At 54.9% G+C, this 12,648-nt stretch carries 9 protein-coding genes; 8 read left to right on the forward strand and 1 reads right to left on the reverse strand.

Annotated elements, in window-relative coordinates; translation table 11 throughout:
* Positions 1 to 26: 26 nt before the first annotated feature.
* Positions 27 to 860, forward strand: a complete 834-nt coding sequence (locus Fuma_RS10150) for a phosphatidylinositol-specific phospholipase C/glycerophosphodiester phosphodiesterase family protein (protein WP_083732557.1) — start codon at positions 27 to 29, stop codon at positions 858 to 860.
* A gap of 332 nt (positions 861 to 1,192) precedes the next feature.
* Entirely contained in the window at positions 1,193 to 2,377 is a 1,185-nt protein-coding gene (locus tag Fuma_RS10155; RefSeq protein WP_077028211.1) for a sialidase family protein, read from the forward strand.
* A gap of 406 nt (positions 2,378 to 2,783) precedes the next feature.
* Here Fuma_RS10155 and Fuma_RS10160 read toward each other — a convergent pair whose 3' ends face one another.
* Positions 2,784 to 3,590, reverse strand: a complete 807-nt coding sequence (locus Fuma_RS10160) for an alpha/beta hydrolase family protein (protein ID WP_077024041.1) — start codon at positions 3,588 to 3,590, stop codon at positions 2,784 to 2,786.
* A gap of 549 nt (positions 3,591 to 4,139) precedes the next feature.
* On the opposite strand from Fuma_RS10160, the gene Fuma_RS10165 reads away from it, so the two are divergent.
* From Fuma_RS10165 to Fuma_RS10195, 6 genes are all read left to right on the forward strand, one after another.
* A complete protein-coding gene (locus Fuma_RS10165; RefSeq protein ID WP_077024042.1) occupies positions 4,140 to 5,243 on the forward strand; it encodes a DUF262 domain-containing protein in 1,104 nt (367 codons plus the stop codon).
* A gap of 1 nt (position 5,244) precedes the next feature.
* On the forward strand, positions 5,245 to 5,982 hold the full coding sequence (locus tag Fuma_RS10170; RefSeq protein WP_077024043.1) for an MAE_28990/MAE_18760 family HEPN-like nuclease: 738 nt from the start codon (positions 5,245 to 5,247) through the stop codon (positions 5,980 to 5,982).
* Complete coding sequence (locus Fuma_RS10175; protein WP_077024044.1) at positions 5,979 to 7,016, forward strand: DNA cytosine methyltransferase; 1,038 nt, start codon at positions 5,979 to 5,981, stop codon at positions 7,014 to 7,016. Before Fuma_RS10170 ends, Fuma_RS10175 begins: the two co-directional genes overlap by 4 nt.
* A gap of 789 nt (positions 7,017 to 7,805) precedes the next feature.
* The gene (locus Fuma_RS10180) at positions 7,806 to 9,155 is read left to right on the forward strand and encodes a glucuronyl esterase domain-containing protein (protein ID WP_145944086.1); all 1,350 of its coding nucleotides are present in this window, start codon (positions 7,806 to 7,808) and stop codon (positions 9,153 to 9,155) included.
* Between the two features lie 466 nt (positions 9,156 to 9,621).
* Positions 9,622 to 10,593, forward strand: coding sequence for a DUF1559 domain-containing protein (locus Fuma_RS10190; RefSeq protein ID WP_077024047.1), 972 nt, complete (start codon positions 9,622 to 9,624; stop codon positions 10,591 to 10,593).
* Positions 10,594 to 10,741: 148 nt separating this feature from the next.
* Positions 10,742 to 12,424 (forward strand): SBBP repeat-containing protein, encoded by a 1,683-nt coding sequence (locus Fuma_RS10195; protein WP_218922416.1) that lies wholly within the window; start codon positions 10,742 to 10,744, stop codon positions 12,422 to 12,424.
* Positions 12,425 to 12,648: the final 224 nt, after the last annotated feature.

A 12,648-nucleotide genomic window follows, 5' to 3' on the forward strand; every position in this document is an offset into this window, starting at 1 on the left:
ACAAGCCGATCAATAAGCACACTACTATGAAGTCCACGTTCTTCGCTGATTGTCTTCGTACGATTCTGCTGTTGTCTATCGCACAGTGCGCGTCGGCTCAGACAGTTGATTCTGCGAAGCCCCTGTTGAAGGCTCATGCGCACAACGATTACCTGCACGAACGTCCTTTGCTGGATGCTCTGAAACACGGATTTTGCAGCGTCGAAGCTGACATTTTTCTGGTGGATGGACAACTGTTGGTGGCTCATTCGTTCGTGGAACTTAGCCCTGACCGCACGCTTGAGAAACTCTACCTGCAGCCATTGCGCGAACGAGTTCGCCAGCACAACGGACACGTCTACCCAAACGAAACGCCGTTCACATTGCTGATTGACATCAAGAAAGACGGCGCGAAAACGTATCAAGCTCTCAGCGAGCTTCTGCAGAAATACAACGACGTCTTTTCGCACAACGCCGACGGGCAACGACAGGAACACGCGGTCACGGCGATCATCAGTGGCGATCGACCGTTCGAGGTGATTAATGCGGACGAATGCCGCATTGCGGGAATCGATGGCCGCCTGGCAGACATCGACAGCAACGCTCCAGTGCTGCAGATGCCGCTGATCAGTGACAACTGGCGAAAGCACTTTCACTGGGACGGTAAGGGAGAAATCCCCAGCGACGAAGCAAGGAAGCTGAAAGAAATCGTCCAGAAGGTTCACGCGAAAGGACGTCGGCTCCGTTTTTGGGCCACGCCTGATACTCCGGCTGCCTGGAAAGTCCTGAACGATGCCAACGTTGATCTGATCAACACGGACAACCTGCCGGAGCTGGCCGAATTCCTGACCAAGCACGACCTGCAACGGGCGACTGACTGAAGCCTCAGCAAGCGGAAACATTCAATTAGAGCGGTTTCCCTTTTTCATGGACGGTTCGTGGTCGTGAGAAACAGCCTTCACCGTAGGCAACGCCAGTTCCGCGGCCACGATTCAGCGAGATTCGGTGTAGGTGCCTACTTCTTACTCTGCAGTTCGCTAACTGCGATCTCATTGTCACTGCGAAGACACGCTTGACTAACCGAACGCCGCAAGTTTCCAATGGTGGTTGGCATCAATCACAATCGAAGAACGACTTCATCAAACTCACATCGGAATACAACGCCGTGATAACGAAACACAATCGCACACGACTTCAGCAGAATCTGTCCCTCATGACGAAGGCAACTGTTCTTCTCGCCATGTTTGTTGCGGCAGGCGGCGTGCCTTCAGCGTTTGGTCAGTCCACGTTGACATCGGAACTGGTGTTTCCGCTGGATCAGCGTCACAACCATGCCCCAGGCATTGTGGAACTCGAAAATGGTGAACTGCTGGTTTCGTGGTATCGCGGCAGCGGAGAACGCAAAGCCGATGACGTCGCTGTCTATGGTGCTCGCAAGCCTGTCGGCAGCAAGACGTGGAGCGATCCCTTCCGGATGGTCGATACACCGGGGTTTCCGGACTGCAACACGTGCATGATGATCGACCGACACAATCGACTGTGCCTGTATTGGCCGGTCATCATCGCGAACACCTGGGAATCCTGCCTCACGTTCTACAAGGTGTCTGATCAACCGACCGGCAAAGGAAGTCCCGAGTGGTCGGACGGCGGCGTTATCCTATTGAAGCCGGAGGACTTTGGCCCCAAAGCGATACAGGTCCTGGACGAAGAAATTGCAAAGCTGCCGACTCAACTCGCGGACGCTTACAGCACGGAACTGTCAGATCTCCGAGAACTCCTCACTCAGAAACTCTACCAGCGACTCGGATGGCAACCGCGATGCAAGCCGACCGTGTTGCCGTCAGGGCGAATTCTATTGCCTCTGTATTCCGACACGTATTCCATCTGCATCATGGCCATCAGCGACGACGATGGTGCTCACTGGTACGCCAGCAAGCCACTGATTGGCTTCGGAAACATTCAACCGGCCGTTCTGCGTCGTGACGACGGAACGCTGATCGCCTACATGCGAGAGAACGGTCCTCGAAAGCACATTCGAGTCTGCGAATCGAAGGACGATGGAATTACCTGGGGCCCGGTCACGGAGTCTGTTTTGGTCAATCCCGGCTCCGGGCTGGACGGCGTCCGTCTGAAGAATGGTCACTGGCTGCTTGTCTACAACGACACTCAGAAAGGTCGCAACAGCCTTGCGGTTTCGATTTCAACCGACGAAGGCCGATCCTGGAAATGGACAAGGCATCTGGAGCGACAGGAGGAAGGTTCGTACCACTATCCCGCTGTGATTCAGGGCAGCGATGGCACCATCCACGTTGTCTACAGCTACTTTGTGACCGGCGGCAAAAGCATGAAGCACGCCAGCTTTGACGAAGCCTGGGTTCAGCAGGGGAAGAAAGATTAGTCGGCAACTGCTTGGCCGCCTTTCGTCAGATCATCCGGAGGCTACAGCGATAGGAGCGGAACCGTGACTTGGTTCGTCGAACAGCGTGCATGATTGTTGCCGGCGGGCGTTAGCGGAGGCTCACCCCTTACCACCGCCGTGAGAGCAAAGGCACAATTCTTTTTTGGATACATCCGTCGGCGCTTGCGGAAAGCAAATGTAGACTTGTGGCGCACCTTGGTTGAACTTGCCCATGAAGACCGTGGTGTCTATACCACCAGCTCAAAGAAATCCACTGTTTAAGGATTGAGTCGAGCACCAGTGGCGCGTGCCGCGAGTCGCATTCAGCAAACGCTGCACGGGAAGCATTCGTCAGAATGAAAGTGCCAAACGGGCCTGCCTCATTTGAGACACATCAATGACACGCTTATTTGACGCGGCTGTGCACGACCACAAAGTCGACGATCGGCGACGGATCTTTCAGGCTGTGCGGGTGATGGCCGACGCCGGCCTTGGAAATCACCGTGATCTTTCCGCCAAGCTCCTTGTACCGCTGTTCGATGATCGCCGTGTTCTCTTCCACCGGCACCACAACATCCGCGGCACCGACCACGTGCAGCAGCGGGACATCGGCTTTGGCCAGTGGCTTCAGATTGTCAATGGGATTCCGTCGCCAGCTTAGAGCCTGTTCTTCCGACAAGCCGTAGGCCTTTAGGCATCTCTGCCAGTCACCGGGGCTGCCCTTGCCTTTCCCTTTGCCTCCCGGCCAGCTTTTGAAATCGCACACTGGCGCGTCCGCGTAAATGCATGACACCTTGTCCGGGTTTTTGGCGGCCCAGTTGTAGATGATCAAACCGCCGCGGCTCATGCCTTCCAGAGCCACCTTGTTTGCGAAGCCATGTTCTTCCGTCAGAAACCGGTAGAACTCATCCCAGATCGCCACGGCTTTCGGAGAACCAAATAGGCCGCCAACCTCCGCGTAGACAACGTGGAAGCCCTTTTCCAATAGGGCTTTGTCCGCCTGAGGTTCGTGGCCAAAAAAACGAGCACGCCAGATCCACGGCTTACCCGGCGCCGCGTTCTTTGGCACAACCACGATGCACTGAGTGCCATCATGCACAAAGTCATAGCGGTCAAACCCCTGAAACTGCCCCTTCTTACCAGCAAACGGCGGTTCTGCGTGCACCTGAAAAGCAAAAACGGTCAACAACAACGCGCTGAATGCGACTTTCATTTTCCTGCTCCGATTCCTTGGCTTAACTGTGAACACTGTTTTCGCAATCGTATCAGATCCAGCCGAACGACGTGCCTGTATCGTCGGCCCGCCCGTCATCAGCGCGACGCAGTGAACTTCGTTAACGACAAGGCGAGCGGCGAATGGGACCGCGTTGTTTCGAAGTACGTCCGTCCGTTGCGAACATCATATGCAAATCTGCGGCAGGAATGACTTTACTTTGCGGAATGTGACATTCGATCCGCGGCCATGCCGTGACCCCGCGACACGTAACTACATCCAGTGAAGTAGGCTGGGCATTGCCCACCAATTGTGAATTGATGGGCAATGCCCATCCTACTTGCTACGAGGGGAATGTTCTCCTGTGCTTCGCACACAGCTTGCGAGCCTCTCTCTGGCCAATTTGAAAATGAGCTGCGTCCTCTTTCTCTCCCTTAGAAACGAAAAAATTGTGTCTTGGACTGCCTTGCCTAGGTGGCGTTGTGAATATGAAGCCCATCGGTACAATTTCGTACGCAACCGAGTAACCTTTTTAGACGAAATTTATCCATGGCTCCGAGTGTTGACCAAATGCCAATTGACGACGAGGCCGAGAATGCTGAACTTCAGGAGCAAGTGAAGTTGGCAGAGACGCAGATCGTTGAGCAGTCGAAGCGGATTGAGTATTACCTGACAGACTATTCGGTTGAGTTGTTGGCGATGAAGATGGGGAATGGACAATTTGTGATTCCGTCATACCAACGAGACGATACGTGGGAAGACGATCGGAAATCGAGGTTCATCGAGTCTCTGCTAATGGGACTTCCCATTCCGTTCCTGTTCTTTTGGGAAAAAAGTGACGGCAGGCTCGAAGTCGTCGATGGATCGCAGCGTCTGCGGACGATCGCACAATTCTTGAATGGTGAACTTGAGATCGGTGAGCTGACGCAGCTCACTGAATTGACGGGACTGCGGTTTCAAGACTTGCCAGAGTCTCGCCAACTCAAAATCAAGAACCGGAGCATCCGAGGAATCATCTTGAATGAGCACGCTGACGAGCAGGCGCGGTTTGACATCTTCGAACGAATTAACACTGGGAGCAAGATCGCCAACAAGGCGGAAGTTCGACGCGGAGCTCTGGCGGGACCGTTCTTGGAGTTGGTTATCGAGCTTGCCCAAGATGACCTTTTTGTAAAACTGGCTCCAGTACCTCAAATGGGCGTAAGCCTTCGTAAGCGAGAAGAAATGGTGACTCGCTTCTTCGCGTACTCAGACTTGTATGCGAGTGGCTTCACGGACTACAACGACCGCCCTGCAGAGTATCTATTTGAGTACGCCAAGGGAAAGAATGAAGAGTTGCAAGACAAGAAACGCGTGAAGGCTTTCAAGAAACGTTTCAATGAGACAATGAAATTTATTGACAAGACGTTTCCGTACGGATTTCGGAAATCTGCAACGGCCACCCAAACGTACTACACGCGATTTGAGTCGATCGCGGTCGGTAGCTTCTTGGCGATAAGCAAAAAACCTGAACTGAAGAAGGCTCCACCTGACGTTGGCTGTTGGATTACCGGTGATCAATTCAAAGAATATAGCAAGTCAGGAAGCTCAAACGTTAAGCGTCGTATGAAAGATCGATTTGAATTTGTTCGTGACAAGCTCACGGAGGGCTAGCATGGACACCACGCAATTCGAAGACCGAGTTGTCGAAATTGAAAGCTACATAGACCTGCTAAAGGTAGTGGAGTCCGCGGCTCAGTCTGGACCACCTGAAATCGGGAATTCGGCAATAACGACATGTCAACAACGAATGTTGTATTCGTCAGTCTACTTACATCTCTACAACCTTGTTGAAGCGACGGCGACTTGGTGTACGTCTGCGGTTACTGAAGCAACCGCAGCTGGGCAGGCGTGGAAACTCGAACAGCTCGACTCGGCCGTTCGGCGAGAGTGGCTTCGGACAAACCTCAGAACGCATACACAATTGAATCCAAGCAACCGGCTAAGCACCTCGTTTGTAGTTTGCGAGAGCATTCTCAATGGTGCTCCGATTGAAGAATGGGGCATCGAACGAGGGGGCGGAGGGAACTGGGACGATGGAGCGATCGAGAACATCAGCGAGAGAGTTGGCTGTGTCTTGAAAATTGCAACAGCAACGAAGTCTGCCGCGAAACGCCCATTTCGAGACGACAAGAATGCATTCCAATACGTAAAGGAGCTTCGCAACAAACTGGCTCACGGATCGATCTCTTTTGAGCAGTCAGGCGAAAACGTCACCGTTCAGGACTTAGTTGACCTGAAGAATCGAACGGTCAACTATCTCCGCGAGGTCTTGCAATCATTTGAGAACTACGTTGCGAGCCATATGTATTTGGAATCAGGGGCGAGGCATAGTTTGGCGGGGTCGCCGTGATTACGTGCGTGGATCTGTTCTGCGGTGTTGGAGGCCTGACTCATGGGTTGGCCAAAGCCGGCATTGATGTGGTTGCCGGCTTCGACACTGATGCGCTATGCGAGTACGCGTATGAGTCCAACAACGACGCCACGTTCGTTCGCGAAGATGTCGGGGCGTTGGTTGGTAAGGACATACGTGCATTGTGGGACAAAGACACTACGACACTTTTGGCTGGCTGTGCGCCGTGTCAGCCGTTCTCAACATATAGTCGAGCCAGCCGCAAAGACAAACCTGACGAGAAATGGGAGCTGGTCCGCCACTTCTCTCGACTAGTTGGAGAAGCGAAGCCCGATTTAGTGACGATGGAAAACGTTGCACAGATCGTTAGGCATGATGTCTTTCAAGAGTTCCTAGAATCATTGGCTGGCTACTCGATTTGGCACTCAGTTGTCGAATGCCGTGCATTCGGGGTCCCGCAAACGCGGAAACGCCTCGTCCTATTGGCTTCAAAGCTGGGGCCAATAAAGATGTCTCGTCCCAATCCCTCGGCAGGGAAAGCGACCGTCGCAACCGCGATATCTAGGCTCCCGCAGTTGGCAGCAGGAGAGAGCGACTGCAAAGACCCGTTGCATCATGCCTGCAACCTTTCCGCTATCAACCTGAAGCGAATTCGTGCGTCGCAACCAGGTGGCACGTGGAGAGATTGGCCTGTTTCACTGCGGGCTAACTGCCATAAGCAAGAAGCTGGCGAAACCTACCCCAGCGTTTACGGCAGGATGCAATGGGATGAACCAGCCCCCACGATAACGACCCAGTGTTTTGGCTACGGTAACGGGCGGTTCGGTCACCCGGAGCAAGATCGCGCAATCACCCTCCGCGAGGCCGCCATGCTGCAGACCTTCCCGCGTCGGTACAAGTTCTTGCGAGCGAAGGAAAAAGTTGTCTTTCACACGATGGGCAGATTGATTGGGAATGCCGTTCCTGTCAGATTGGGACATGCAATTGGCCGCTCATTCGTTGAACACGTCAACATGCTCGAACGCGACGCCTAGCTTTCTTAAGTCGCTTGGGAATGGCCAACGATGAAGCCCGGGGGGGGCTGGCACAGACTATGAAGAGTCAAGGTTCAGCGTTTCGCACGACGCGTACATTTCCACCTTCTGGACGACTTCCGTTTACAATCATGAATGCACTCCATTTCGTGACGGCTGAGATGAGGTAGCGTCTCTGAGGATTTGGGCTGACGCTTAGGAACGCTCGGTCGCTGCTCAGAAAAACTAATTCAACAACATGTTTCCAATTGGAAGCATAGCTGATGTGGAAGACGCCTCAATAGGTGTTATCACGTGCAAGATTGTCAATATTTGCCGCATTGGATTCAAAGAGCATTCTTCTTCTCCGCAGCGTGACTCACCAGAACAATGTGGAGTCTGAATTTTTGGCGATTGATCGCACACACCGTCGATGACATCAATACCATTCGGGGATCGGCAACACCTTCTCATTGTGAATTCTTTCCAGCTCCTCGTGGCTGACTCGCTATTCTTCTTCAGCACCGCGACCGCACATTGTTTTGAACGCATTGATGCGTTGATGGGCGATGCCCATCCTACTTGCTCAACAGTCATTGATTGGGCTCGTGTGCGCCCGGATTGAAGTTGTTGCATGGTGTTGGGAATTGTCACACAATGTGGACTGGGTATTCGCAAGGGGGCAATGGCCTAATTTGTGGACTCGTGGATTTTTCAGGTCGTATGGCATGTCTCTCGATCGCTTCAAGCGTTGTAGCGGTGAGACATAGCGGACGATGCCGACAGTGACTGTCGAAGGTAAGGTCTTTCATGAACGACAATAAGAGTACTCGGCGTGAACTGTTGGGGATGGGGATTCCGGCGCTTGCTGGCGCGGCCGTTTGTTCGAACTCTGGCATTGCCGCCGAGAAAACGGCAAACGCGGAGGATGTTTCCGAAGCGGTATCGGGGAAGGCGTGGGCTGAGCGGCGAAAGGTGGTCGAACGCAAGTGGCTGGATCTGTTGGGCGACTTTCCGACTCAGGTTCCAGATCTGCGAGTGGAGATGAAGGAAGTCGAACACAAGGACGGGATCACTCGGTATCACGTTAGCTTTCAGGCCGAAGACGATGATCGAGTCACCGCGTGGCTGCTGGTGCCTGATGCTGCGAAGAAGAAGCCGACACCGGCAATTATTTGCCTTCACAGTACGACCTGGGGTTCCGGCAAGGATCAAACGATCGGCCTGTCCGGGAAACGCCCGGTTGATCCTCCGCCAGATCCGCAGGCGGGCCGTCACTACGGTCTGACTCATGCCCAACACGGCTTCGTGACGCTCAGCATCGACGCACTTACGGATGGCGAGCGGATTGAACCCAAACGCCGAGTGATGGATACGCGCGGGTTTTATTTGAAGCATCCCGAATGGTCCATCGTCGGAAAAATGATCTGGGACTGCATGCGAAGCGTGGACTTTCTGCAAACTCTGGACTTCGTCACGCCGGATCAAATTGGCGTGACAGGCCTGTCGCTGGGCGGACACTATGCTCTGTTCGCGGCCGCGTTTGAACCTCGTATTACCGCGGCGGTACCGAACGGTGGCGTTCTGGATTGGCATCGCCACACGAGTTCATGGTCGCGCGTTCCGTCCGGCGATAATTGGCGTCCGTGGGAAGAAGGCGTCGACAAACCGACAAGCAGTGCGAAGCTTGAAAAGCGGTTCGGGTTTAAGACCAACAGCGGGCCGTACATCTACATCAAGAAGTTCCGCCCGTACATTGACGATCAGACTCGGCCACTGCCGGTGGACTTCAGCGAACTGATGGCGATGGTCGCCCCGCGCGCGTTGCTGGTGATTTCGACGGAGCAGGAATTTTACCGGCACAAGTTCTTCCAGAAGGTCCCGAAAGTTCTGGACGTCTACATCAACTGGCAGGAGACCGATGGTCTGCCGAGCGTTCTGAAGGCGAGGCAAGAGCTGCCGGGGTTCGCAGAAACGCTCGACTACTACGAAACTCAGCACAACATCAGCGAATCGACAATCGTGAAGCAGTTTGGCGAATTCGGTGCCGGAGACTGCTTCAGCTGGTTCTCATTCCCCGGCGGTCATGGCCTGCCCGGCGTCGCGCGACGAATGAGCTTCGCATGGTTTGACCGCTGGCTGGGCCGCACGATGTATTGATGCCGCCGCCGCAGTTGAGGCTCACCCGACATCGCCCCAACTGCGTCTGCAATTGGAATGAGCCGCGACATCGCGGTGGCCGCCTCTTTGAGTTGTCGGCGACCGCTATGCCAGTGGTTCGGTGGCCCGGCGGGTGCTGCGAAAGCGTCGGAGCGCCCTTCAACGGTCCGCACGTACGTTCCGACACGCTGGTTAAATATTGGAGCGATGCCCGCGTGCGCCTGCTGCGTTGCCGGGGAATTTTCGGCGATGAGAAATCTGGCATGCTGACGATTGACCGTGGATTTTCTCTGCGTTCGCCCTAAAATAGCGTTGAGATTGAGTCTCAGACGCAAGCTTTTCGAGGCCTCAATCTTTTGCCAGCCAGCCAGCGACACGCGAGCCAGCCAGCCTGAACCGTCCTCAATCCCCGGAACACGCTCCCGTCGTTCCGTCCCGCCCAAGAGTCTGGCAGAAAGAACTGGCAATGAGATTTTCCACGGCCCCCGTGCGCCGTCGCACCGCGTTTACTCTGATTGAACTGCTTGTTGTCATTGCGATCATCGCGATTTTAATTGCTCTGTTGCTGCCCGCTGTGCAACAGGCTCGCGAAGCCGCTCGACGCATTCAATGCAAGAACAACCTGCGGCAGATTGGCATCGCCTGCCACAACTATCATTCCACTTACGGCACGTTCGCCCCCGGCCGTCTGGTGTACGACGGCACGGATTCGACGGGATCCCCGACCAAAGTTGTAACGGGCTTTCTGGCGATGGTGCTGCCTCAGATGGAAGGCTCAAATCTTTACTACCAATACGATCAAAAGTTTGGCTTTGATGATCCGATCAATCAGGAGGCCGTCAATACAGTCGTGCCCGGATTTCTATGTCCGTCGGCTCCTGGCGAACGCATTACGCCAATTTACTCCGGCTGGAACATGGGCTGGACGACAAACGTCGCCGCTCTAACGGGCCAAACGGCCGCAGCAGCTGACTACTTCGGCGTTCGCGGCTTGCACTACCCGGACCAGACGGGCACGCACATTTGGGACGGCACGGCCGGCATCATGAACGAACGCGGAACAAAAATCGGACACATCACCGACGGTTCCAGCAACACCATTCTGTTGTTCGAAATGGCCGACAAGCCGCATCACTGGAAGCTTGGCAAACAGCAGGGAACGCCAACCAACGCTCAGTTTTATTCTCACGGTCCATGGGCCGGCAATAACGGCGTGGGCATCTACAATTGGAACGACGACGGAAGCAGTAAAGGCTGCGACAACTGTTCTAAGTTCATCAACGTCGACAATGAACTGTCACCGTACAGCTTCCATACCGGTATCGTAAACATCATGCTGGCGGATGGTTCGACTCGGTCCGTTTCAGAAAACATTGACGCTCAGACATTTATCGATCTGTGTCGAGCCACCGACGGCAACGTGATTGGCGAATATTGATCCTCGCTTAGGCGGCCAGGGCGGCGACTGCAACACAGCCAGCAGACGTGTTTAGCTTGTGTTGCTTCGTCGGATTTCGAACAATCACTGGCTTCTGATCGATGCGAATCGGTTTACGTTCGAAGTGGCTGTGTCAACGGGGCCTCACATGAAACGTTTCCTGCGGTGTCCCGATCGGGCCTGCCTGGTGATGCTGTTCGCCGTCAGTCTGTTAAGCGGGTCGGGAAGTCACGTCCGAGCACAAAGCGAGGCGTTGACCGATCAGGTCGATGCTGGTTTGGCTACGGCGTCGTCCAGCGCTGAAGCTTTGAAGACGGAAGAACGTGCGAACGATCGAACGGCGAATGCCATCGTTGAGTACGAGCTTTCGTTTTCGACGTTTTTGGGCGGTTCGGACTGGGAGCACGCTCGCGATGTCTTTGTCGACGACGCTCAGAACGTGTACATCGTCGGCGGAACGCAGTCGGACGACTTTCCCGTCACGGAAGGCGCCTTTCAGACGAAGCACGACATGGCAGGCCAGCAGATCGGCAGCGGAGGCTACTGTGACGCCTTCGTCTGCAAATTTGCCCCCGATGGCAAGTTGTTGTGGTCGACTCTTCTGGGCGGACCGAACTACGACCGCGCCTACGCCGTGGAAGTCGACAACGCCGGATACGTGTATGTCAGCGGGCGGGGCGGACCCGGGTTTCCGGTGACAGATGAATCCTTCCAGTCGGAATTCCGAGGCACCGATGCCGGCATCTACGGGATGCAGAATGGCTTTCTGTGCAAGCTTCAGCCGGACGGTTCCGCGCTGGATTGGTCCGCGTTTGTCGGCGTGGGTCAATTGTGTCGCGACGTGTCTGTTGATGCCGCCGGCGATGTTTATGTCGCGTTGCATTACGGCGGGAAAGGACCACTGCCGCCGAAGTCGTGGTTTGTGAATGCCTATCAGCCGACTCCCGCAGGCGACGTGGAAATCGGAGCGGTCAAGATCGCGGGCGATGGAAGTCGTGTCCATTGGGCGACGTGGTTCGGCGGTTCTGGGAAAGAAACATCAAACTGTGGACTACGTCTTGACCAGCAGAACAACGTCTACCTGAACTTCACGACCCAGTCTTCCGACATGCCCACAACGATCGGAGCTCACGATCGAACCTACAACGGAAACGACGACGCATTCATCGCGAAGCTAAGTTCCGACGGATCGAAGCTGCTGTTTGGCACCTACTTTGGCGGCAGCGAAATGGAGGAAGGCAACAGCACCCACAATCTGTGCGTTGATAATCACGGAAACGCGTACCTGTCCACCATCACCACCAGTCGCGATTTGCCGACCACGGCAGGAGCCTGGCAAACGAAAATGGCTGGCGGACAGAACGAAATCGCGCTCGCAAAGTTTTCAGCGGACGCCGGGGCTCTACTGAGCTGCACCTATGTGGGCGGCACTTCCGACGAAGAACCCGACGGGATCTACACGGACAAGGCGGGCAACGTGTTCTTCACTGGTAAGACGTCATCGGCCGATTTCCCCGTCACGCCCGGTGCTGTTCAGTCGCAGCGATCGGGGCAGTACGACGCGACGCTGGTTCTGCTGTCCGCTGATTTTTCCACGCTGAAGTACAGCACGTTTTTAGGGGGTGAGAACTACGACTACGGTCGATCCGGTTTTCTTGACCATCATGGCAACCTGTTTGTCACGGGATCAATCAATGGCCCCGGGTGGCCAGCGAAGAATGCTCACCAACCACACTTCGCAGGTGGCGGCGGCGGCAAGGAACTCTGCTACGAAGGCGGCTGCTACGCTGGCGACGTGATCCTCAGCAAACTGGTGCGAAAGAAAAAGTAGCCAACCACCGAACCCACGTTGTGGCACTTGCCCGCTTCATTCGCTTCGGCAGAAAAGAAGCGTGACGTGGAGTGCAATCATGGATGCATGTTTGTTTGGTGAGCGTGCCCGGCGTTGGAGCGACATGCGAGCGAAACCCCGGGCTTCCTTCACTTCGCTAAGTCCCCGCTGCCACGCCAAAAATCAAGCATCCATGAACGTCGCCACGACGCGTGCAGCGACGC

This window comes from Fuerstiella marisgermanici (genome assembly GCF_001983935.1).
Classification (GTDB): Bacteria; Planctomycetota; Planctomycetia; order Planctomycetales; family Planctomycetaceae; genus Fuerstiella; species Fuerstiella marisgermanici.

Excerpts from the sequence above, each read along its gene's own strand:
- Fuma_RS10150 (WP_083732557.1), top strand. The coding sequence starts at position 27 with ATGAAGTCCACGTTCTTCGCTGATTGTCTTCGTACGATTCTGCTGTTG.
- Fuma_RS10155 (WP_077028211.1), top strand. The coding sequence starts at position 1,193 with ATGACGAAGGCAACTGTTCTTCTCGCCATGTTTGTTGCGGCAGGCGGC.
- Fuma_RS10160 (WP_077024041.1), bottom strand. The coding sequence starts at position 3,590 with ATGAAAGTCGCATTCAGCGCGTTGTTGTTGACCGTTTTTGCTTTTCAG.
- Fuma_RS10165 (WP_077024042.1), top strand. The coding sequence starts at position 4,140 with ATGGCTCCGAGTGTTGACCAAATGCCAATTGACGACGAGGCCGAGAAT.
- Fuma_RS10170 (WP_077024043.1), top strand. The coding sequence starts at position 5,245 with ATGGACACCACGCAATTCGAAGACCGAGTTGTCGAAATTGAAAGCTAC.
- Fuma_RS10180 (WP_145944086.1), top strand. The coding sequence starts at position 7,806 with ATGAACGACAATAAGAGTACTCGGCGTGAACTGTTGGGGATGGGGATT.
- Fuma_RS10190 (WP_077024047.1), top strand. The coding sequence starts at position 9,622 with ATGAGATTTTCCACGGCCCCCGTGCGCCGTCGCACCGCGTTTACTCTG.
- Fuma_RS10195 (WP_218922416.1), top strand. The coding sequence starts at position 10,742 with ATGAAACGTTTCCTGCGGTGTCCCGATCGGGCCTGCCTGGTGATGCTG.